The sequence below is a fragment of the Novosphingobium sp. genome (assembly GCF_027489515.1).
Lineage (GTDB): Bacteria > Pseudomonadota > Alphaproteobacteria > Sphingomonadales > Sphingomonadaceae > Novosphingobium.
Map to the genome: position 1 here is coordinate 70,932 of NZ_JAIXZS010000041.1, position 20,690 is coordinate 91,621.

Sequence of the window (20,690 nt, forward strand, 5' to 3'; positions counted from 1 at the left end):
GGGGCATATCGGGGAGGCAGGCGCATGGCATCACTGGCAATCACGCGGCGCGGCTTTATCGGCTCGGGCGGTGCGCTCACCTTCGCCAGCCTCAGCCCCCGCGCCATGGCGGCGATCCTCGATCCCGCGCCCACCCGCATCTTCAAGGGTGCGCGCATCCACACGCTCGATCCCGCGATCCCTTCCGCCGATGCCATCGCCATTGCGGGCAGCCGCATTGTCGGTGTGGGCACCTGGGCCGAGCTCAAGTCACTTGCCACCTCCCGTACCGAAGTGATTGATCTCGCCGGGCAGGCGATTGTCCCCGGCTTCAACGATGCGCACCTCCATGCCGTTGGCGAAAGCCTGTTGGGCGATGTCCTTGTCGGCAATCCGTTCGAGGTCGAATTCTTCACCATCGAGCGCATTGTCACCCTGCTGCGCGAGCGCGCGGCGCAGACGCCGCCGGGACGCCTCGTGCGCGGCGAGTTCTACGATGATACCAAGATCAAGGACGGCCGCCCGCTCGTCATGGCCGATCTCGACCGCGTTTCCACCACGCACCCGGTCATCGTTACCCATCGCGGCGGGCACACCGGCGTGGTCAATGCTTTCGCGCTCAAGAACGCCGGGATCACTCGCGATACTCCCAATCCTTTCGGCGGCACTTATGACCGGGATGCCAACGGCAATCTCACCGGCCGCGTGACCGATGCCGCGCTCAATTTCGTGCGTGATGCGGCCAAGGAACCTGATCTCACCGCCGAACAGCTCCGCGCCCGCGCCATTGCCGGGCAGGCCAAGATCAGCCAGGAATTCGTTCGCTACGGCCTCACCAGCGTCTGCCACACCGCGCCGGGCCTGGTCGCGGCCAACACCGGACTTGCTGACGATTTCGCCGCGATCCAGCAGATCCGGCGCGAGGGCAAGCTGCTCCACCGCGTCACCTATGAAACCTCTGGCGCCATGCTCGATGCGCTCATTGCCAATGGCATGCGCACCGGGTTCGGCGATGAATGGATCCGCATCGGCGCCACGGCGGAACAGTTCTCCGATGGCTCGTTCTCCGAACGCACGATGTCGCGCTCAACGCCCTATCCCGGCCGCACCCCGCCTTACTACGGCAACATCATGCAGACGCAGGAGGGCCTCGACGCCCTCGTCGAAAAGCAGATGCGCGCGGGCATCCAGCCCAATTTCCACGCCAACGGCGATGTCGCGATCGGCATGGTGCTCACCGCCTACGAACGCGGTATGAAGCTGCTCGGCCCCGCCGACCGCCGCCCCAAGATCACCCATTGCACCAATGTCTCGCCTGAACTTGTTTCGCGAATCAAGGCGTTGGGCGCGGTTCCTGCGCTGTTCACGAGCTATGCCTACTACAATGCCGACAAGTTCCACTTCTACGGTGCGGAGATGATGGAGCACATGATGGCCTACCGCATGATGATCGACGCGGGCGTGCCCGTCTGTGCCGGGTCCGATTTCCCGCCCGGCCCCTTCGCACCGCTGATGGGCCTGCAGGGCATGGTGACGAGGAAGGGCTGGAATGGCGAGATCTGGGGCGCAAGCCAGAAGATCACCGTGATGGAAGGCCTCAAAGTCCTCTCCGCCAACGGCGCTCACGCCTCGTTCGAGGAAGACCTCAAGGGCACGCTCAGCCCCGGGAAGCTGGCCGATATGGTGATCCTCGACGGCGATCCGGCCGCCGTTGATCCTGAAAAGATCAAGGACATCCGCGTCCAACCAACCCTCGTCGGCGGCAACGTGAAATACAAGGCGTAAGGACCCCTACATGACCTACCGCGTCGAATTCGTCGAACGCACCGGCCTTGAACTGCTCGAAAGCGGACGCGGCAAGGCTCGCTACCGCATGCCGCTGGCTGGGAACGAGAACCACGTCGGCGTGATGTATATGGGCGCCTTCACCGTGCTGGCGGAGGCGACCGCCGCGATCCCCGGCATCTCGATCCTCGATACCGCGCGCTTCTATCCCATCATCAAGGATATCGCGGTCGCATTTCACAAGATGGCCGCGACGGACGTGTTCGCCGAATTCAGCCTCGATGAAACCGCTCTCGGCGGCCTGCTTGCCGATCTCGAACGCAAGGGCAGCGCGGGCTACCTCGCCGAGTTCCCGATGCTTGATGCAAATGGCGTCGTCGTTGCCACCGGCAAGGTCTCCGTGAAGCTCCTCTCGCACGACTGGAAGAAAGCCTGATGCGCCGCCTTCGCCTGCTCGCCGTCGCCGCGCTTGCTGCTCTCGCCGCGCCGGCGCTCAGCGCTGATCCTGCACCCTTCGTTGCAGTGCGCGGGGACAGGGCAGGGGGCTGGACCGCGCAGAGCCGTTCCGAAGTCATGGCGATGAACGGCATGGTCGCGACCAGTCAGCCGCTTGCTGCCGAAGCCGGACTCGAAGTGTTGCATGCAGGCGGCAATGCCTTCGATGCCGCGATCGCCACCGCGGCCGCGATCAACGTGGTCGAGCCCGAGGCGACCGGCATCGGCGGGGACATGTTCGTGATCGCGTGGGTTGCGAAGGAAAAGCGCCTCGTTGCGCTCGATGCCGCCGGCCGTGCGCCCAGCGGTGCCAGCCTCGAGCGCTATCGCAAGATGTTCGGTGCGCAGATGCCCGAGGAAGGTATCCACGCCGCGCTCGTTCCCGGCGCTGTCGATGGCTGGTCGGTGCTGCTCGGCCGCTATGGCAAACTCGGGCTGGCGCAAGCGCTCCAGCCCGCCATACGCATCGCCGAGCAAGGCTTCCCGCTCACCGAACGCATCGGCGGCGAATGGCAGGTGAGCGCAAAGCTGCTCGCCAAGGACCCGGACTCAGCCAAGACCTACATGCCCGGCGGCAGAACGCTCGGCTGGGGGGATATCTTCCGCAATCCTGATCTTGCCAAGGCCTTCCGCCTCATTGCCAGCGGCGGGCGCGATGCCTTCTACAAGGGCCCGATTGCCGAGGCGATTGTTGCGAAATCCCAAAGCCTTGGCGGCGGCTTTGCGCTGAAGGACTTCGATACGATCCACGCCCGCTGGGTCGAGCCGATCAGCACGACTTTCAAGGGCTATACGATCCACGAAATGCCGCCGAGCACGCAGGGCTTTGCCGTGCTCCAGATCATGAACATGCTTGAAGTCTGCCCGGCAAAGCTCGGGCTCGATCCCGCAAAGCTGGGCCCGCGCTCCGCCGATTACTGGCACTTGATGATCGAAGCCAAGAAGCTCGCTTATGCCGATCTCAAGCGCTTCAACGGCGATCCCGATTACGCGGCGATCCCGGTTGCCCGCCTGATCTCCAAGGAATATGCCGCCGAGCAGTGCGGCAGGATCGACATGAAGAAGGCGGCCGCCATCGGCCCCGATGCCCCTGCGCTTGGCGGCACGGCGTATATCACAACGGCGGACAGCGAGGGGAACATGGTCTCGCTGATCTACTCGGTCTACGATTTCTTCGGCTCGGGTATCACCGTGCCCGGCTACGGCTTCACGCTGAGCAATCGCGGCAATGCCTTCTCGCTCGATCCCGCAAGTCCCAACGCCTTGGCTCCGGGCAAGCGTCCGTTCTACACGATCATCCCCGGCTTCGTGACGAAGGACGGCAAGCCCTTCTACTCCTTCGGCGTCATGCAGGGCGGGCAGCAGGCGCAGGGTCAGGCTCAGGTCCTTGCGAACCTCCTCGCCTTCGGTGCCAACGTCCAGAGCGCGAGCGACGCCGCCCGCTTCAACCACAGCCAGCAGGACAATGTGCTGCGCCTCGAAAGCGGGCTCTATGATCTCGTCGGCGCAGACCTTTCCGCGCGCGGCCACACGGCTATGCGCACCGACGGCTCGGAAATGGGCGGGTATCAGGGCATCATGATCGACCCGAAGACCAGCGCCTATCGCGGGGGATCGGACCACCGCAAGGACGGCATGGCGGTCGGGTACTGAGGCGCTGCCGACGCCTCTCCAGCTAACCCCGTTTCGTCATTGCGAGGAGCAAAGCGACGAAGCAATCCAGAGCCCTCGTGCGTGACGCTCTGGATTGCTTCGCTTCGCTCGCAATCACGAACTGGGGTTGTTGGGAAACCTTACGCCGCGTCGAGCGCCGCGCCCAGATCGGCGAGGATATCGTCGATATGCTCGATCCCGATCGAAAGCCGCACATAGCCCGGCGTCACGCCGCTCGCTGCCTGCTCTTCGACTGAAAGCTGCGAGTGCGTTGTCGAGGCGGGATGGATCGCGAGGCTGCGCGCATCGCCGATGTTCGCCACATGGTAGAAAAGCTGCAGCGCATCGATGAAGCGCTTGCCGGCCTCGGCGCCATCCTTGAGCTCGAACCCGACGAGGCCGCCCTGGCCACGCGTGAGGTACTTGGCAGCAAGGTCCGCCGCCCGGCCCGTCGCGACCGACGGGTGGATCACCGAGGAAACCTTGGGATGCGCCGCGAGGAACGCCGCCACCTTCACCGCGTTCTCGCAGTGGCGCTCGATGCGCAGTGGCATCGTCTCCAGCCCCTGGATCAGCTGGAACGCGCTCATCGGCGAGAGAGCGTTGCCCAGATCGCGCAGCAGGACCACCCGCGCGCGGATGATGTAGGCAATCGGCCCCAGCGGCTTGATGTCACGCGCCCAGACCGCGCCGTGATAGCTGGCGTCCGGCGTGTTGAGATGCGGCTGGCGCTCTGGGAAGGCTTCCCAGTCGAAGTTGCCGCCATCGATGATCAGGCCGCCGATCGAGGTGCCGTGTCCGCCGATGTACTTGGTCGCCGAATAGACCACCACCGCCGCGCCGTGTTCGAACGGCTTGATCAGCAGCGGCGCTGCCGTGTTGTCCATGATCAGCGGGATGCCGTATTCGCGCCCGATCGCGGCGACTTCGGCAATCGGGAACACCTCGAGCTTCGGATTGGGCAGCGATTCCGCATAATAGGCGCGCGTCTTGTCGTCGGTGGCGCGGCGGAAGCCTTCGACGTCCGCCGGATCGACGAAGCGCGTCTCGATGCCGAGATCGCGCAGCGTGTTCGCCAGCAGGTTCCACGTGCCGCCATAGAGGTTAGTCGAGGCGACGATGTTGTCGCCCGCCTTGGCAAGGTTGAGGATCGCGAGCGTCGTCGCCGACTGGCCGGATGACACTGCCAGCGCCGCCACGCCGCCTTCGATCGCGGCCATGCGCTGTTCGAGCACATCGGTCGTCGGGTTCATCAGGCGCGTGTAGATGTTGCCCAGTTCCTTGAGCGCGAAGAGGTTCGCCGCGTGCTCGGTTGAATGGAACTGGTACGAGGTCGTCTGGTGGATCGGCACTGCGACCGAACCGGTCGACGGATCGGCGCGCCAGCCGGCGTGGAGGGCAAGGGTTTCGGGTTTCGCGTTGGTGAGGTCGGTCATCGGGGCATCCTGCTCTGCAAGTTCGTGATTATTGTCTATTAATTCAGTTGAGTCTGCAAGCGACGGTAGAGCACGCTGTCCGCAGTCTTGCGCAGCGGCTCCCACCCGGGGAACTGCGTCGCCGGATCGATGCGGATCACCCACAGGAAGCGCGCCGCGCGCGGGACGGCGGCGACGACATCGGGGAGTGCGGGCGATTCGCCGCAGGGCTCCATGAACGTGATCGTCGAGGGATCGCGGTCGAACGGGGCAAGGCGCGGGTTGTGGATCGCAATCAGCTGTCCGCTCTGCAGCTGCCACTGGCCGTTGTCGAACAAGTGCCGCCGTGCGAGGCCATAGCCCATGATGTGCCGCCGCCGATCGGTGTTCCAGCCCGCGCATTCATCGACATAGAGCGAGACCAGATTGACCCCGCGCGGCGCCGCCTCGATCGCGGTCAGCGTCTCGGCAAACTGCTGCCCGGCCAGCGCCATGCTCGCGGCATTGGTCGCCAGCCGCGCGCCGCCGAACACGAGCCCGCCGATCAGCAGCCAGCGCGTGAGGCGCGGATCGACCAGCGGCCCCGGCGCCGAGGCGAGCACGAACAGCGCCAGAATCACCGGTCCCAGCCGCATGTCGGCAAAGCGCGAACCCATGATCGTATCGGGCATCAGCAAATAGAGCAGCAGCAACGCCAATGCCGCCAGCATCACCCCTGCATGGACCATGAAACCGCGCGTCCTCAGGCTGATGTAGAGTACGAATGCAATTACACCTGCGCCCACTGCGTCCCACACCAGCCAGCGGTCGGCCATCGCCATGATCAACCAGACGATCTTGCGCGGTGCGTCGTTGTTGGCGAGCAGCGCAACGGCATCGCCGCCCTCCCTGGGTTGTAGCGCGCCGATGATCGGGCCCAGTAGCAGCGGCGCCGTCATCCATCCGGTCGTGATCACCGTGCCGAAGAAGCCCTTGCCCGCGCGCCAGTTTGCAGCCAGCGCCGTGGTTCCGGCGACCAGGCTGAAGACTGCCCAGCCGACCAGATGGCACACCCAAAGGGCGAACCCGATCGGCACGAACAGGGCCGTGCGCAGCAGTGGCCTTTGTTCGAGCGCGATCCACAGCGCCATCGCGTGGAAGGCCAGCGCCAGCGACAGCGTGAAATTGGCAAACCCATAGAGATAGGGCAGCGAGATCGCGAGCGGCAGCGCATAGAGCGCATTCACCCCGATACGGCCATGTGCTGCGCGCGAGAGCAGCAGCATTCCCGAAACCGTAAGCGGCGGGATCGATCCCACGATCAGGTGCACGGCCGGCTCCAGACCCATGAGCGGGGCAAGTAGCTGGACGCACAGATCGACACCGAGATTGGGCAGCAGCCCCCACTCGAAGCTGTACCAGTTTCGCAGGACTTCCGAGCGCCCGGCATCGAGCTGGACGGTGTAGCGTGCGACATGACCACCCAGATCGGTGAGCGGCAGCACTGGCGCGAGAATGGCGGGGAGCGCAGCCAGCGCACTCAGCAGGAAAATCAGGGCAAGCTCGGCCAACGGCGCGTCGCGCGCCGACGGCGGGCGCGCATCCAGCAATACCGAGAACGGCCAAACCCTCATCCCGTCCGCCTTTACGGGCGCATCGGCGCTGCTGTCAAAGGCGTACGCAAACCCGCGCAAAAGTGCGGCGCGATGGCAGATCAGCCAGCCTTTCGCGACATGCCCTTGAGGACAATTGTCGGCAAGTCGTTCGGCGTGAAGATTAAATGTGTGTAAGGAAGCGTTCCAAGGCCGGTGACGCCGCGTTTGTCGGTTGCCGGTCCGCAGTTTTCGTCATAATCGTTCGGCGGTTTTGCAACTGCCCCAGTTTCGTAAAGGAGTGGCCATGAGCAATTTGAGAGGATACCTCGGTCTGATCGCGCTGTCTGCCGCCCTGGCGGCTTGCGGTGGCAAGAAGGAAGAAGCGGCAGCGCCTGCTGCCGAAGCCCCCGCCGCGGCCGCGCCGGCTGCTGACGCTGCCGCACCCGCTGCTGCAACCAAGGTTGCCGCTGATTCAACCGACACCCTCGACGGCACCAAGTTTGCCGACATGAAGGGCGATGCCGCTGCTGGTGAGAAGGTCTTCACCCAGTGCAAGACCTGCCACGTGATCGATCCGGGCGTGAACCGCATCGGGCCCTCGCTCCATGGCATCATCGGCCGCAAGGCTGGCCAGATCGCCGGCTTCTCCTATTCGGCTGCGAACAAGGAAAGCGGCATCACCTGGACGCCCGAGAAGCTGTACCAGTACCTCGAAAAGCCGGCCCGCGTCGTCCCCGGCACCAAGATGGCCTTCGCCGGCCTCGCCAAGGGCCAGGACCGCGCCGACGTGATCGCCTACCTGACCAGCGCGACCAAGTAAGCCTCGCTGCGATCAGCGCATAAAGAGAGCGCCGCTCCCGAAAGGGAGCGGCGTTTTCTTGTTCGAGGTGGAGAGCTTGCCGATTGGGACTGCAATTAGCAGTCTTCGCTGCTTAGCCATGCATGTTAGATCTCCCACGACATGTTTCCGGTTGGCAGTGGGGGCAGAATGCGGTCTTTCAGCTGGATTGCAGCACTTGCGATGGTGGCGAGTTCGTCCCACGCCGAACCGGCCTTGCAGCGCGCGGTCGTTCTTGCTCAGGCTGAGAAGGCGGCCGACTGGCAGTTGTCCCATCTGACTGACCTGTCCGGGATCCGGAAGGTAGCCCGGGATACGCGTGATGTTCGCGGGTGGCAGCAGGCCACGTTCTACGTTGCGCTGACTCAGCTCGCCGATCGAAGCAGCAAGCCGCGCTATCGCGACGCCGTTCTGGAGCTCGGCCGCGCCACCGGTTGGCGGCTCGGCGATCGCCCTTTCCATGCGGACGACCATCTGGTGGGCTCTCCTTTCATCTGGGCTGCTCGCAACGGCGGCGGTCGTCAAGCACTGGCCGGAGTTGTCGCCGGTCTCGATTTTGTGGTTCGCCACCCGTCCCCGGCGGGGCTTGCGCTCAGCGACAACCCTGCTGATCCAGATCCGGACGACCGTTGGTCTTGGGCGGACGCGTTGTTCATGGCCCCGCCAACTTATTTTGAGCTGACCCGCGCCACCGGCGATGCGCGCTATGCCAGCTTTGCCGATCACGAGTTCAAGGCCACGACTGCCTTTTTGCTGGATCCTGCGGAGAGCCTGTACTTTCGTGACAGCAGATTCCTCACGCTACGTGACTCTGCCGGAAGAAAGATCTTGTGGGCGCGTGGCAATGGCTGGGTGCTTGCGGGCATTGCACGGATACTTGAGGCCCTTCCCGCGAAGGATCCCCGCCGACTTTATTATGAAAATCTCCTGCGCAGCATGGCAGCCCGCCTCAAGCAGCTTCAGCGCCCGGATGGGTTCTGGTCACCTTCGCTCCTGGCCGATGCCTCCGTTTCTCCGCCTGAATCGAGCGGCACGGGCTTTGTGGTTTACGGCATGGCATATGGCGTCAAAGCGGGGATCCTTGCGCGCCCTGACTACGAGCCCGTCATCCGGTCAGGGTGGCTGGCGCTGAATGTAGCGATGTCGCGCGAAGGCAAGGTCGGATGGGTACAGCAAGTAGGCGACCGTCCGGACAATGTGCTTGCAACTGACACGCAATTTTACGGCTCCGCAGCGTTCATCATGGCGGCCTGTGCGGTGTCCGATCTGGATTGGCGCTGAACTCTTGCGAAGAGCGCGCGATATGGTGCTGTCCAGACTGGGCACACATGAATCTGTGTGCCCGCCAAGCAGAGAGCCTCACCTCGGTCAGTGCAGAACGCCGCGCCTTCCAGGTTCATCTCACCTCAAGCCGTGCGGCTGAGCTGCGCCAATCCGCATTGTGACCAGACATTGGTCAGCACTTGAGGGTGCACAGAACTCCATTCAAAACTGAATGGTTCTCGTGCAGATTTCGCGACTACCAGTCGAAGGTGAGTGCAGCCATCTCCTGATCACCAGCAGGAGATGCACAATGACAACCCAGACCAAGACTTTCGGATCCACGTCCACCACCGACGATGTGCTCGCAGGCATCGACCTCACCGGAAAGCATGTGCTCGTGACCGGCGTATCGGCTGGCCTCGGCGTTGAAACTGCCCGCGCTCTGGTCAGCCATGGCGCACAAGTGATCGGCACGGCGAGGGACCTTGCCAAGGCCGCAAAGGCTCTCGCCGCAGTGGGCGTGGATGGCGAGGCCATTGAGCTTGTTGAAATGGACCTTGCCGACCTCGCCAGTGTCCGGCGGGCGTCGGATCGGTTGAACGCCGCGCAGCCGGTGCTCGATCTTGTGATTGCCAATGCCGGCGTCATGGCGCCGCCGTTCGGCCGCACCGCCGACGGCTTCGAAACCCAGTTCGGCACGAACCATATCGGGCACTTCGTCTTCGTGAACCGTATCGCGGGGCTCATGCGTCCCGGCTCGCGGCTTGTCATGCTCGCGTCCTCCGGGCACCGGTTTTCGGATGTCGACCTGACGGACCCGAGTTTTGAAACCACGGTCTACGAGCCGTTCATCGGTTACGGACGTTCGAAGACCGCCAACATCCTCTTCGCTGTCGAGTTTGACCGGCGCTATCGCGCGCTCGGTTTGCGCGCGACTGCCGTGCATCCCGGCGGCATCAAGACGGAGCTTTCACGCCACATGGGTGACGAGAAGCTGGAGGAGCTGTTCCAGCAGATCAACGCGGATCTGGCGAAGGAAGGGAAGCCGCAAATGATCCGGAAGACGCCGCAGCAAGGCGCGGCGACCACGCTGTGGGCGGGCCTCGTTGCAGACGCGGATGCCGTCGGCGGGCGCTGCTGCGAAGACTGTCAGGTCTCTCCGGTGGTCACCTCTGCGAGCATCGGCTTCGGCAGCCCGGGCGTCCGGCCCTACGCGCTCGATCCGGAAACGGCGAAGGCCCTGTGGGCCAAGAGCGAGGAATGGGTCTCGGAAGTCTTCAACCTGCGCTCGGATGAATCGGCGCTGCGCAACCTGCCGGACGCCTGATCCGGCATCAAGGGCTGCTCGGCAAGCTGACACGTCGGGCCGCGCGCGCCTCAAAGGAGGATATCATGTCCCAGAACGATGAGACTGCCCTGCTGAACGTGCTTGGCAGCTACACCCGGGCGCACGACCGGCGGGATCCCGATGCGATGGCGGCGCTGTTCACGTCCGACGCGACGATCGAGATCATCGATGCGGTCGGAGGAGCGGAGCATTTGCTTGGCAGACTCGAAGGGCGCGCTGCCATCAGTGAGGCGGTCCGCCAGATGATGGCACCGCATGAAGGGCGCGCGTGGAGCCAGAACGTGATCAGCGCTCCGATCATCACCATCGATGGCGACACTGCCGAGATTGATGTGCAGTTCATGGTGTTCAGCATCCATGCTGCCGACGTTCCGAAAGATGGTTGGCCTCCCAGCACTTTCGGTGCGCAGGGCCGCATCATACCGATCGAGGCTGGGCAGTACCGTCCGAGTATGCGACGGACTGCAGATGGCTGGGCTATCTCTGCCATGCGCATTGAGCACCGCTTGCCGATGGCCTTTGGCTAGACCCAACCACTCACTGTAAAGTACCCCACCGACTCCCTGGGTCGTACGATCAAGCCTCGTCACCCAACACGAAGCCCGGCCCCCTGCCATCGCAGGGAGCCGGGCTTTTCGTTTCAGCACATCTCAAACCGCGTGGCTGCGCCGCGCGAGTGCATACCTCGACGGTGGTTACGGCGCTCGCGGATGCCGCCTGGGCAGAGACGCTGGCCGCGCTGGGCGTGGCGATCCGCTACAGCTCGCGACGGGAGAGGGGATCAAGCCGTGAGCACGGCGGCGATTACGCACCGTGTCGGCATTCGCCCTCGGGCAATGGGCAAGAGCGTGCCAGAACCTTGCCGGGGCATAGGTCCCGGCACGCTCCCGTGTGTCTCGGCCCGATCTTACGGGGGGGGAGGCATTACCAAGCCGAGACGCAGTCAGTGATGCGGATATCCGGTGTTTTCGGCCTCGCTGGGGTTCCGGATCGTGGTGGTGACGCCGGGAACAACGATGTCGATGTCACTGTTGCTGCCGGACCCGGACCAGCTCCGCGGGCGATCGGGCAGCCTTGGCATCGTAGCAAGATCGGGTAACCGATAGGGGGCCGCCATGGACTGCGGGCTGAGCATCGGGCGGTGCTGCTGATCCTTACGCCTTTCGCGGCCGCTGCGGTGATCCTGGCCGTGCGGATCTTCACCCTGCAGCCGTCCGCGGTTCGGGTGGCGATCATGATCGGCGCCTTCATTGCGGCGTTGTTCGCGTTCGCCCCATTCGGCGCGGTAGGCGTTGTCGGATTGCGACTGCCACCGTTGGCGCTGGCCATAGAACGACCGGCCGCGATAGTGGTTGTCCCAGTAGGAACCGAACGTGAAGGTGGTCACGCCGACGCCCATATCGGCGCCGATGCCACGGCGGCGGCCATCGTGGCGCACGCGCAGGGCATTGCCTGCGATCCAGCCGCGGGTGCCATGGTAGATGACGTCGCACCAGGTCCAATCCCGCAAACAGCCCAGCACGCTCACCCGAGTGCCGCGGCGAAGCGTGCGCACGCTCGGATAATCGCGCAGTGGCCCCGAATAGATCCGCGTCGGGCCCGAGACATAACCCCGCATGGTCTGCGCCGAAGCGGAGCCAAGCGGCATGGCGGCGGCGACAAGCGCCGCAAGGGTGAGGATCGAGCGCATGAAGTGGCTCCTTCCGGTAAGGTTAGGTTGGCGCGGCACAGACGTTGCCGGCCCGACAATGCTAGATTCGGCCGGTCAGCAGCAGGATCACCACCACGATCAGGACGATCCCGATCACACCGACGCCGCCATTGCCGAAGCCGTATCCGTATCCGCCCAACCGGCCGCTGAAGCCGCCAAGGAGGAAGATGACGAGCACGATGACGAGTATCAGGCCCAATGACATGAAAGACCTCCGGTTTGGCCCGACCGGTCCACTGCTTCGGGGACCAGCCGGGTTAGGGAATGCAAGGTGGTTGCTTGTGCCTTAGCGGCAGCGCACATCGCGCCTGCGGTCGATCTCGCGACCGGCTACACCGCCGAGGACTGCGCCGAGCACGGTGCCGAGCAGTTCGGAGTTGCCAGGGGCAATCACGTTGCCCAGAGCGCCGCCGGCGACTGCGCCAACCACGAGGCCAGTCGTGCCATCCGAACGGCGGCAATAGTAGCGGCCGTCCTGTCCGCGATAGATGCGGTCGTTGTTACCCATCTGGCGCTCGTGGTAGCGGCCCCGATCCTCGCGATAGTAGCGGTCAGCCTGATAGCCGCCGTAGCTGGGATCCGGTCGATCGTAGTCGTAGCTGCTCCACTGCGATTGCATGGGTTCTCTGCCGCCATATTCGGTGCAGCCGGCAAGAAGGCCGGTGGCGGCAAGACCAAGGAGGATCAGGCGCATGGTGTGTTATCCTAGCATGATGAACCGGTGCGGGACGCGCCAAGCCGGGCGGGATGCCTGGGCTGGGTGCCGCTTCGGACCAGTCGAACCTAGGCTTGGTGGGAGCGCATAACAGGATCGGAAAGTACCCAGTCAGCCGCTGCACCCCACAGCGCCCGTCCTCGCGCGCCAGACAGAGTGTCCGCGTCGGTTTCGCTGGCAGATGCGGCGCTGCCGAGGGGCCACTTGGCCCTTGCGCGCTACTGCGGGCAACCGCCGCCGTGGCAGATCCCTCTACCTCGCTATCCACCTTGCTGGGCCCAAACGGCGATGCGCCGCCGATGAGCCGAGACGGGGGGAACATCATCGGTCCGCGGTGCGTTTGGTCAGCAGGCGAGCTCAGGCATCAAGTGCCTCGCCATAAAGGAAAAACGCTCATGCGCTGGATTTCAGGACTGATCACATTTGCCGGCCTCTACGGACTCTATCGCGTGTTCCGGCAATATGAACCGGGCTTGGCCCAACCGGCACTGGCGACCTCGCCTGCCGCGTTTGCGGACAAGGAAGCGGTGCCGGAGAATACGACCCAAGTGCGCAATGCCGGCCCGGATGCAACCGCCACAGCGCAGCAGGAGTGGGATGCAGTCGACCAGGCTTCCGATGAGAGCTTTCCGGCGAGCGACCCGGGCGCGAAATACTGACAGCAGCTCTGCACAGGCGCTGCCGATTGTGGAAACAGGCCAGCTCCCGCAGGAGCCGGCCTGTTTCGCGTAGGCTTCACATGGCAGCGATATGACGGCATGGATTAGACGCCGAATCCCCTCCGCGGAATGATGCGAAGGGGCAGGCTGGAGGAAGACCGGCCACGACACCCGCAAAGGGGATGCCATGGCCGCCATCATCACGCAGACGGCTTATTGAGGAGCCGTTTTCGGCAGCTTTGCGAGCGCATCGAGGTGCTGCTGCACCACCGGGGCAATCGACGCCGCCACGGTCTTCAGGTTCGGCATGTCGCCATCGGCGGCATAGCGACGGTGCAGATCGAGCGCTTCCTTGTGCCCGTCACGCTGCATATCGAGGTAGAGATTGTCCGCCTCGGCACCGGTTTCTGCAGCAAGCTCACCGAGCTTCTGCATCTGCATTGCGGTGAGTGTGGGCGAGCCCGCCGCGAGCTTGAGTTTGCCAGCCGCGTCCGTCAGTTCTTTGGTCGATTTCGCGTGCGCGGCAATCATCATCCTGGCGAAGCTGCGGATGTCATCGCGCGACGTGGTCTTGAGGATAGCCTCGGACGACCGGATCTCGAAACCGTCACCGGCGGCGGCCTGATCGAGATAGCTGCGCGCATCGATTTGTTGCGTCACGTCGGCCGGCAGGCTGGCGTCGGCCGCCTCGAGCGTGATGCTGTCGCCCGAGGGCGTTTCAGCGGCAGGCTTATTGTCACACCCGGCAAAGGCGAGGGCGAGGGCCGGAGCCACAATCCAGAATGCTTTGCCCATGAACCATCTCCTTTGAAAAGCAGCGAGGTGCTGCCAGCCGGACCCATCGAACCGGACGGGCCTCTGCTCGGCTTAATGCGCGGAGGGGCATGTGGGTCCCTTGCGCCGAAATGGACATGGGTTTGAACGTCGCGAGGCCTCTGGCCCCGCCTCCTACTCGGCTTTGTCCGTCGCGATCCTGGCCAGCAGGTCGAGCAATTCCTGCGGGACCGGCTCCTGCATCACGGCATTGTAGTAGTCGCGGATATCCTTGCTCCACGCCGGATCGGGCTGTGGTCCAGCGTTCGCACCGGGCGCAGCACGGGATGCTGCCGTCCGAACTCGTTCAGGGATCGCGTGAAACGATGGATCTTTTACCACAAGTTGTATCCTACCGAACTCTACGCCCCTCGTCAGCGTGCTCGTTCTGCGTCTGCCGATCGATTCCAAAAGCATACTTGTTCCCTGGGGTACAATTTCATCCTGGCTTGATCCGAGCGACCGCCCCCGGTCGTTCGGCACGCCTTACTGCCGGCCATGCGAGCCGAAAAACAGCGCCTGGCTTATGGCGGTGCGAACGCTCTCGTCGCGAAACGGCTTGCCGATCAGAAATGCCGGCTCCGGTCGCTCGCCTGTCAGCAGCATCTCGGGAAAGGCCGTGATGAAGATGACGGGCACGTCGCTCAGCCGGGCAATTGCATCGACCGCATCGATGCCGGAACTGCCATCAGCCAGTTGCACATCACTGAGCACCAGATTGGGCTTCTCCCGCTCGAACAGGATTCTGGCCTGCGCGGCTTTGGTCGCATTGGCAACTACGCGGTGGCCGGCCTCGGCGACGATGCTTTCGAGATGGCTGGCGATCAGTCCCTCGTCCTCGATCACAAGGACGCGCACCGGTTCTTCCAGCCCGAGTTCCGTGACCGCCTGCTGGACGAGTTTGTCCGTCTCGCTTTCGGGCAGGCCAAGGATGGCCCCGGTCTGCGCCACGGAAAACCCTTCAAGCTGATTGAGCAGCAGCGCCTGCCTCGGCAAGCTGGGCACGCGGGCGATCTGTGAGCTGTGATCGGCAACCGCACCTTGCGAACGCGGTACGTCGAGCGACGTCCACAGCCTGGTGAAAGCCCGAAACAGCGCGATCGTGCCATCGCAGATCTCGGCGTGGACCGCCGGATCGTGAAGCGAGGATTCGAGAAGTTCGCGCACCACCGCATCCCCTGCCGATTGCCGACCGGTGAGGGAGCGGGCGTAGCGCCTGAGATAGGGCAGCGCCCGCGCGAGGTCGGTATCCGCTTGATCGCGGGGCGCCGGTTCTCCGCCTGCACGCTTGGAAGGATAGGATTGCGTACTCATGCGAAGTCCCGTGTGGCAATGCCTGGATGTCGAACCGCATTCAGGCGTGAAGTGATCCTGTGACAAACGGCCAAACGAGTGATTGTTCCGACGATTGGCAAAAAATCCGCGACAAATCGCTTCCGGCACGGCCAAGGTCATGCTTCGCTGCAAGCAGGGTCTGGCCGGCGACAGGCAGCATGTGCGCGCTGTCATCCGGCAGGTCTGGCACGCTGGCCCCTACGGTGAGGCTTGCCTTTGCCCCGGGGGTAAGCCCGGTGGGCGGTGGATTTCGGTGCATAGCCCGCGGCCGGGGCTGGTCTGTTCGAACTGTGCGCCAAGGAAATGCACCATCGATCGGATGATCTGCGAGCCGAGCCCCGTCCCCGAGGGCGTCGTGCTCATGCCCATGCCGACGCCGTCGTCCTCCACGCGCAGACGGTAGCCATCGCTCCCATCGGTGCGGAACGTGATCCGGACCTCGCCGGGCTCGTTCTCCGAATAGGCGTACTTGCAGGCATTGCTGACCAGTTCGTTGATCAGGATGCCGAAGGTAATCGCGGTGGCGGCGGGCAGCGACGCATTCTCTGCCTCGACAGATATCGCGCGCCGTACGCTGTGGCTCGAGTAAGTGCGCGAGAGATCGCGCGCCATCCCCTCGATGTAGTCTGCCATGTTGACGTCATGGACGCTGGTGCCGGAATAGAGCTGCTGGTGGACGCGGGCGACCGCCTGGATCCGGGTCTGTACATCCTGCAGCATGGCCTTGGCTTCTGCTCCCTGCGCGCGGCGACTCTGGAGGTGCGCGATTGTCGAGACCATCTGCAGGCTGTTTGCCACGCGGTGATTGACCTCGTGGAGCAAGGCGGCAAGCTGCTTGTTGGTCTCGCGCAGTTCGTGTTCGGCACGGTCCTTCAGCTTGCGCATGCGCAAGGTCTCGAGCGCCTGGTGGAGCGTGTTCGTCAGCAGTTCGAAGAAGTCTTCGGGTGCCGACTTCACGACATAATCGACCGCGCCCGCCTTGAGCGCATCGACCGCAATGCTGCTGTCGTCCGACCCCGTGACGTAGATGACAGCAGGCGGCGAAGGCAGGGCCATCAGCTGTTCCAGCGTATCCATGCCGCTCATCCCCGGCATGACATGGCCGAGCACCACGAGATCGAAGGGCTGCTGGCGCGCAAGACGCAACCCCTCCAAGCCTGAGAGCACACAGATGAGCGTGCAGCCCATGCTTTCGAGATGACGCTTTGTGAGGCGGCACAAGTGATGGTCATCGTCGATGTAGAGGATGTTCGATTCAGACAGCGGCATCAGGCACCCATCTGCGCTGGGTCCGGTGGTTCATGATGGGAGATCCTCATTTTCATCCGGGCAGCACGCGGGCATGGATAGGCTGAAAATCGAGCCTGCGCGGGGATCGGATTCTACGCTGATCAGATGGCCGAACTGGCAGGTGGCCGCCCTTTCATGGACAACCTGCTGCCGAACCGACCAGCGCACCGCGCCATCCCGAAAATGCCTTCTAATCGATGTTGTCCCGGAACTTTGGGCTGGCTGGCCGCATTAACGGTCATCTCCCGTCCGGTGCGCGCTGCGCCGGGCTCCCATGATCGGAACACCCCATGTCGCAGGACCACCCCCGCTTCGAGACATCACCCGGACAAGGCGGTGAGACGCACCAGCATCTGCCCCCCGGCGGCCCGCACGATACGTCTGCTGCGCACCTGACCACGAACCAGGGCCTGCGCATAAGCGACAACCAGAACAGCTTGACGGTGGGACCACGCGGCCCGGTGCTGCTCGAAGACTTCGCGCTGCGCGAGAAGATCTTCCACTTCGACCACGAGCGAATTCCGGAACGTGTGGTCCATGCCCGCGGATCCGGTGCCCACGGGTTCTTCGAATGTACCCGCGCAATACCGGAGCTGACCCGCGCCGCGCCCTTTCTGCAGCGCGGCAAGAAGACGCCGCTGTTCGCGCGCTTCTCGACCGTGGCGGGCGGGGCTGGCAGTGCCGATACCCCGCGCGATGTGCGCGGCTTCGCGGTCAAGTTCTACACCGAGGAAGGCAACTGGGACCTCGTCGGCAACAACATCCCGGTGTTCTTCATTCAGGACGCGATCAAGTTTCCCGATCTTGTCCATGCCGTGAAAATGGAAGCGGACAAGGGCTATCCGCAGGCGGCCAGCGCGCATGACACGTTCTGGGACTTCATCAGCCTGATGCCCGAGGCAATGCACATGGTGATGTGGCAGATGAGCGACCGCACATTGCCGCGCTCGCCGCGCTTCATGGAAGGCTTCGGGATCCACACGTTCCGGCTGGTCAATGCAGCGGGCGAGGGGAAGCTCGTGAAGTTCCACTGGAAGCCGGTGCTGGGCGTGCAGTCGACGACCTGGGACGAAGCGGTGAAGATCGCCGGGGCAGACCCCGATTACCACCGCCGCGACCTTTACGAGACGATCGAACTCGGGGCATTTCCGCAGTGGGAGCTTGGCCTGCAGATCTTCGATGAGGCTTGGGCGGCGGAACAACCCTATGATGTGCTTGATGCAACCAAGCTGATCCCTGAGGAAGTCGTGCCCGTGACGATCGTTGGGCGCATGACGCTCGACCGCAATCCGGACAATTTTTTTGCCGAGACCGAGCAGGTTGCGTTCTGTCCCACCAACATCGTGCCGGGGATCGACTTCACCGCCGATCCGCTACTGCAGGGGCGACTGTTTTCCTACCTCGACACGCAGAAATCGCGGCTGGGCACGACGAACTTCCACCAGCTGCCGATCAATGCGCCGCGCTGCCCGTTCCAGAACTTCCAGCGCGACGGGATGATGCAGATGAGCGTGCCGCAGGGGCGCGCCAACTATGAGCCCAACAGCCTCGACGAAATCGGCGAGCTGGCCGGCCCGCGCGAGTGCCCCACGACCGGCTTCGTCACCTACCCCAACGTCGAGGCGCATGATGGCGGGCACGAACGGCTGCGGGTGCGCCCCGCGCTGTTCGCCGACCACTATTCACAGGCGCGCCTGTTCTATCGATCGCAGACACCGGTGGAGCAGGCGCATCTCGCCAGCGCGCTGGTGTTCGAGCTTGCGAAGGTCGGGCTTGAGCATGTCCGCCAGCGGATGCTGAAGCTGCTCGGCGCGGTCGACATCGACCTCGCGCACCGGGTTGCGGCCGCCCTGACGATGCCGCTGCCCGCCCCGGCCGACACAGCCGCGCCAGTCCTCGACATGGCGCCATCGCCCGCGCTTTCGATCCTTGGCAAGAGTCTGCCCAAGATGGCCGGTCGCACGGTTGCGATCCTCTTCGCCGAGGATTCCAGCCGCGCGAGTATCGAGCGCATGCGCGAAGCGATCGAAGCGCAGCAAGGCCGGGTGGTGATGGTTTCGCAGCGGACCGGTCTGATCCCGGTGCGCGACGGCTCGCTCAAGGCGGATGCAAAGCTGGAGGGCAGCCCATCCGCACTGTTCGATGCGGTGGCGTCCATCATTCCGCCGGAAGCGCTCGCCGCCCTGCGCGCCGATCATGCGGCGCGGAACTGGCTTGCCGATGCCTATGCCCATTGCAAGACGATCGGGGCCTGCCCCGCGACGCTGCGCTTGCTGGGAGAATGGGGAATTGCGGTCGACGAAGGCGTAACCAACCTTCAGGATTTCCCCCACGTCGCACCGGCGCGCCACTGGGCCCGCGAACCGCGGGTACGCCTGCTGGCCTGAGGCGCATGCGTTCCCGCACGCGCGCGGCTCGACCCGAATGTCGCCCGTTCTGCCCGATCTGGCCTCGACTGGACCGGCGAGCTGGCCTTTCACGCGCGCGCAGAAACGACTGATTTTTCTGTGTGTTAGGCGAACATTTCCAATCCCCCGAAAAAGGAAATCGAGACCATGCCGTTCACCCTTCCCCCGCTCCCCTACACACCCGACGCGCTCGCGCCGCACATGTCAGCGGAGACGCTCGAGTATCATCACGGGAAGCACCACCAGGCTTATATCGACAAAACCAACCAGCTGATGACGGAGGCCGGGCTGCAGGGCCGCTCGCTGGTCGATGTCATCCGTTCGGCGGAATCCGATCCGCTGCGTAACAACGCGGGACAGCTGTGGAACCACAGCTTCTTCTGGCAGTGTCTCTCGCCCGAGCAGACCACCCCGCCGGAGCCGCTGATGCACCTTATTACGCGCGATTTCGGATCGCTCGAGGCGCTCAACAAGAAGCTTGCCGAAGTGGCGGTCGCGCACTTCGGCAGCGGCTGGGCATGGCTTATGCTGGTGGATGGCGCGCTGCAGGTCACGTCGCTGCATGATGGCGATACGCCGATCGCGCATGGCGGCATGGCGCCTCTGCTAACGATCGATTTGTGGGAGCACGCCTATTACATCGACTATCGCAACGCCCGGCCCAAGTACGTCGAAGCGCTTCTGGCGGCGCTGATCAACTGGGAGTTCGTCGCGCTCAATCTCGATGGGAACGGCATCCAGCGCGCCAACCAGGACTGACGAACGCATTTGCTTTTGGTGTAAAAGCGGGGCGGCCCGATCAAGGACCGCCCTGCTTTCTTCTGGTCAGGGATGACGGTCGCGCAGCGCCCCGCCGATGACCGCCGCAACCGCCGAAACGAACGCGCCGGACATCATCGCAATCGCGCTGAAAATGGCCGAAGCGGCGGCGGTCTTCCGCAAGAGTTCCGGATCGATCGCCGGCACATTGTCCGGGGTCACCCCATGGGGCGCAACCGCGGCCGCCAGCACGGCGACACCTGCCACGACCACTGTCGCGGTGGCCCAGGTGAGCATCCCGTGCGCGGTATCGCGGAAGAACACCTCGTCACCGTGCAGGCTTGCCCAGCGTACGCGCATCCGCCCTGCGACATAGCCGCCGAGCGCGAAGGACAGCCAGTGTGTGCCGATCAGCCAGAGACCCACAGCGATGCGGAACTCGCTCGACGAGGTCTGCCCGGAGGGCCAGCCGGCGGTTTGGGCCATGCCAAGACCGGCGCCCAGCGTGAACAAGGTGAGCCATGTGGCGATGGCGGTTGCTCCGCCGGCGAAGATCGCGGGCCAGGTCACGGCCGAACTGCCGGATTCCAGCTGCGTGCCAGCCGGATAGAGCGCAGGATCAAGCGCGGAGTGTGGTTGGGACATCACGA

The 20,690-nt window shown here is 64.1% G+C and carries 20 protein-coding genes; 10 read left to right on the plus strand and 10 right to left on the minus strand.

All coding sequences use genetic code 11. The features are described 5' to 3' along the window. Positions 1 to 24: 24 nt before the first annotated feature. Genes Q0082_RS07350 through ggt form a run of 3 tightly spaced genes read left to right on the plus strand, consistent with a single transcriptional unit; the run spans position 25 to position 3,912 of the window. Positions 25 to 1,764: an amidohydrolase gene (locus Q0082_RS07350; protein WP_298191249.1), complete on the plus strand. Its 1,740-nt coding sequence runs from the start codon at positions 25 to 27 to the stop codon at positions 1,762 to 1,764. Positions 1,765 to 1,774: 10 nt separating this feature from the next. After that, positions 1,775 to 2,200 carry a DUF4442 domain-containing protein gene (locus tag Q0082_RS07355; RefSeq protein ID WP_298191250.1) on the plus strand — a complete coding sequence of 142 codons (426 nt, stop codon included), beginning with the start codon at positions 1,775 to 1,777 and terminating at the stop codon, positions 2,198 to 2,200. Continuing rightward, positions 2,200 to 3,912, plus strand: a complete 1,713-nt coding sequence (gene ggt, locus Q0082_RS07360; RefSeq protein ID WP_298191251.1) for a gamma-glutamyltransferase — start codon at positions 2,200 to 2,202, stop codon at positions 3,910 to 3,912. The genes Q0082_RS07355 and ggt overlap by 1 nt, the downstream gene beginning before the upstream one ends. Positions 3,913 to 4,052: 140 nt before the next feature. Here the strand turns inward: ggt and Q0082_RS07365 are convergent, their stop codons facing one another. Both Q0082_RS07365 and Q0082_RS07370 read right to left on the minus strand, forming a co-directional pair. Further along, positions 4,053 to 5,348 (minus strand): PLP-dependent transferase, encoded by a 1,296-nt coding sequence (locus tag Q0082_RS07365; protein ID WP_298191252.1) that lies wholly within the window; start codon positions 5,346 to 5,348, stop codon positions 4,053 to 4,055. A 38-nt stretch (positions 5,349 to 5,386) separates the two neighbouring features. Next, on the minus strand, positions 5,387 to 6,940 hold the full coding sequence (locus Q0082_RS07370; RefSeq protein WP_298191253.1) for a GtrA family protein: 1,554 nt from the start codon (positions 6,938 to 6,940) through the stop codon (positions 5,387 to 5,389). A 265-nt stretch (positions 6,941 to 7,205) separates the two neighbouring features. Between Q0082_RS07370 and Q0082_RS07375 the strand changes: the two genes are divergently transcribed. From Q0082_RS07375 to Q0082_RS07390, 4 genes are all read left to right on the plus strand, one after another. Further along, entirely contained in the window at positions 7,206 to 7,721 is a 516-nt protein-coding gene (locus Q0082_RS07375; RefSeq protein ID WP_298191254.1) for a cytochrome c family protein, read from the plus strand. A 168-nt stretch (positions 7,722 to 7,889) separates the two neighbouring features. After that, positions 7,890 to 9,020, plus strand: a complete 1,131-nt coding sequence (locus tag Q0082_RS07380) for a glycoside hydrolase family 88 protein (RefSeq protein WP_298191255.1) — start codon at positions 7,890 to 7,892, stop codon at positions 9,018 to 9,020. Between the two features lie 292 nt (positions 9,021 to 9,312). Next, positions 9,313 to 10,329, plus strand: a complete 1,017-nt coding sequence (locus tag Q0082_RS07385) for an SDR family NAD(P)-dependent oxidoreductase (protein ID WP_298191256.1) — start codon at positions 9,313 to 9,315, stop codon at positions 10,327 to 10,329. A gap of 65 nt (positions 10,330 to 10,394) precedes the next feature. Continuing rightward, positions 10,395 to 10,877, plus strand: coding sequence for a nuclear transport factor 2 family protein (locus Q0082_RS07390; RefSeq protein WP_298191257.1), 483 nt, complete (start codon positions 10,395 to 10,397; stop codon positions 10,875 to 10,877). A 416-nt stretch (positions 10,878 to 11,293) separates the two neighbouring features. On the opposite strand, the gene Q0082_RS07395 is transcribed toward Q0082_RS07390, so the two are convergent. The 3 genes from Q0082_RS07395 to Q0082_RS07405 form a co-directional block, all read right to left on the minus strand. Then, complete coding sequence (locus Q0082_RS07395; protein WP_298191258.1) at positions 11,294 to 12,040, minus strand: SH3 domain-containing protein; 747 nt, start codon at positions 12,038 to 12,040, stop codon at positions 11,294 to 11,296. Between the two features lie 61 nt (positions 12,041 to 12,101). After that, positions 12,102 to 12,266, minus strand: coding sequence for a DUF3309 family protein (locus Q0082_RS07400; RefSeq protein WP_298191259.1), 165 nt, complete (start codon positions 12,264 to 12,266; stop codon positions 12,102 to 12,104). Between the two features lie 81 nt (positions 12,267 to 12,347). Beyond that, positions 12,348 to 12,755, minus strand: a complete 408-nt coding sequence (locus Q0082_RS07405) for a glycine zipper 2TM domain-containing protein (protein WP_298191260.1) — start codon at positions 12,753 to 12,755, stop codon at positions 12,348 to 12,350. Positions 12,756 to 13,171: 416 nt separating this feature from the next. Between Q0082_RS07405 and Q0082_RS07410 the strand changes: the two genes are divergently transcribed. Further along, on the plus strand, positions 13,172 to 13,435 hold the full coding sequence (locus Q0082_RS07410; RefSeq protein WP_298191261.1) for a hypothetical protein: 264 nt from the start codon (positions 13,172 to 13,174) through the stop codon (positions 13,433 to 13,435). Between the two features lie 213 nt (positions 13,436 to 13,648). Here Q0082_RS07410 and Q0082_RS07415 read toward each other — a convergent pair whose 3' ends face one another. From Q0082_RS07415 to Q0082_RS07430, 4 genes are all read right to left on the minus strand, one after another. Then, complete coding sequence (locus tag Q0082_RS07415; protein ID WP_298191262.1) at positions 13,649 to 14,230, minus strand: DUF4142 domain-containing protein; 582 nt, start codon at positions 14,228 to 14,230, stop codon at positions 13,649 to 13,651. Between the two features lie 153 nt (positions 14,231 to 14,383). Then, positions 14,384 to 14,590, minus strand: coding sequence for a NepR family anti-sigma factor (locus Q0082_RS07420; protein WP_298191263.1), 207 nt, complete (start codon positions 14,588 to 14,590; stop codon positions 14,384 to 14,386). Between the two features lie 144 nt (positions 14,591 to 14,734). Beyond that, on the minus strand, positions 14,735 to 15,562 hold the full coding sequence (locus tag Q0082_RS07425; protein WP_298191264.1) for a response regulator: 828 nt from the start codon (positions 15,560 to 15,562) through the stop codon (positions 14,735 to 14,737). A 219-nt stretch (positions 15,563 to 15,781) separates the two neighbouring features. Continuing rightward, complete coding sequence (locus Q0082_RS07430; protein ID WP_298191265.1) at positions 15,782 to 16,852, minus strand: histidine kinase dimerization/phosphoacceptor domain -containing protein; 1,071 nt, start codon at positions 16,850 to 16,852, stop codon at positions 15,782 to 15,784. A 311-nt stretch (positions 16,853 to 17,163) separates the two neighbouring features. Here Q0082_RS07430 and Q0082_RS07435 point away from each other — a divergent pair, with 311 nt between their 5' ends. Next, positions 17,164 to 19,260, plus strand: coding sequence for a catalase (locus tag Q0082_RS07435; RefSeq protein ID WP_298191266.1), 2,097 nt, complete (start codon positions 17,164 to 17,166; stop codon positions 19,258 to 19,260). A gap of 168 nt (positions 19,261 to 19,428) precedes the next feature. After that, positions 19,429 to 20,040, plus strand: coding sequence for a superoxide dismutase (locus Q0082_RS07440; RefSeq protein WP_298191267.1), 612 nt, complete (start codon positions 19,429 to 19,431; stop codon positions 20,038 to 20,040). 66 nt (positions 20,041 to 20,106) lie between these two features. Here Q0082_RS07440 and Q0082_RS07445 read toward each other — a convergent pair whose 3' ends face one another. Next, positions 20,107 to 20,685, minus strand: coding sequence for a hypothetical protein (locus Q0082_RS07445; RefSeq protein ID WP_298191268.1), 579 nt, complete (start codon positions 20,683 to 20,685; stop codon positions 20,107 to 20,109). Positions 20,686 to 20,690 lie beyond the last annotated feature (5 nt).

Bases quoted from the DNA above. Each gene is read 5' to 3' on its own strand.
- Q0082_RS07365 (WP_298191252.1), bottom strand. From the start codon at position 5,348: ATGACCGACCTCACCAACGCGAAACCCGAAACCCTTGCCCTCCACGCC.
- Q0082_RS07350 (WP_298191249.1), top strand. From the start codon at position 25: ATGGCATCACTGGCAATCACGCGGCGCGGCTTTATCGGCTCGGGCGGT.
- Q0082_RS07370 (WP_298191253.1), bottom strand. From the start codon at position 6,940: ATGAGGGTTTGGCCGTTCTCGGTATTGCTGGATGCGCGCCCGCCGTCG.
- Q0082_RS07400 (WP_298191259.1), bottom strand. From the start codon at position 12,266: ATGTCATTGGGCCTGATACTCGTCATCGTGCTCGTCATCTTCCTCCTT.
- Q0082_RS07435 (WP_298191266.1), top strand. From the start codon at position 17,164: ATGTCGCAGGACCACCCCCGCTTCGAGACATCACCCGGACAAGGCGGT.
- Q0082_RS07415 (WP_298191262.1), bottom strand. From the start codon at position 14,230: ATGGGCAAAGCATTCTGGATTGTGGCTCCGGCCCTCGCCCTCGCCTTT.
- Q0082_RS07380 (WP_298191255.1), top strand. From the start codon at position 7,890: ATGCGGTCTTTCAGCTGGATTGCAGCACTTGCGATGGTGGCGAGTTCG.
- Q0082_RS07405 (WP_298191260.1), bottom strand. From the start codon at position 12,755: ATGCGCCTGATCCTCCTTGGTCTTGCCGCCACCGGCCTTCTTGCCGGC.
- Q0082_RS07385 (WP_298191256.1), top strand. From the start codon at position 9,313: ATGACAACCCAGACCAAGACTTTCGGATCCACGTCCACCACCGACGAT.
- ggt (WP_298191251.1), top strand. From the start codon at position 2,200: ATGCGCCGCCTTCGCCTGCTCGCCGTCGCCGCGCTTGCTGCTCTCGCC.
- Q0082_RS07410 (WP_298191261.1), top strand. From the start codon at position 13,172: ATGCGCTGGATTTCAGGACTGATCACATTTGCCGGCCTCTACGGACTC.
- Q0082_RS07425 (WP_298191264.1), bottom strand. From the start codon at position 15,562: ATGAGTACGCAATCCTATCCTTCCAAGCGTGCAGGCGGAGAACCGGCG.
- Q0082_RS07445 (WP_298191268.1), bottom strand. From the start codon at position 20,685: ATGTCCCAACCACACTCCGCGCTTGATCCTGCGCTCTATCCGGCTGGC.
- Q0082_RS07355 (WP_298191250.1), top strand. From the start codon at position 1,775: ATGACCTACCGCGTCGAATTCGTCGAACGCACCGGCCTTGAACTGCTC.
- Q0082_RS07375 (WP_298191254.1), top strand. From the start codon at position 7,206: ATGAGCAATTTGAGAGGATACCTCGGTCTGATCGCGCTGTCTGCCGCC.
- Q0082_RS07430 (WP_298191265.1), bottom strand. From the start codon at position 16,852: ATGCCGCTGTCTGAATCGAACATCCTCTACATCGACGATGACCATCAC.
- Q0082_RS07440 (WP_298191267.1), top strand. From the start codon at position 19,429: ATGCCGTTCACCCTTCCCCCGCTCCCCTACACACCCGACGCGCTCGCG.
- Q0082_RS07390 (WP_298191257.1), top strand. From the start codon at position 10,395: ATGTCCCAGAACGATGAGACTGCCCTGCTGAACGTGCTTGGCAGCTAC.
- Q0082_RS07395 (WP_298191258.1), bottom strand. From the start codon at position 12,040: ATGCGCTCGATCCTCACCCTTGCGGCGCTTGTCGCCGCCGCCATGCCG.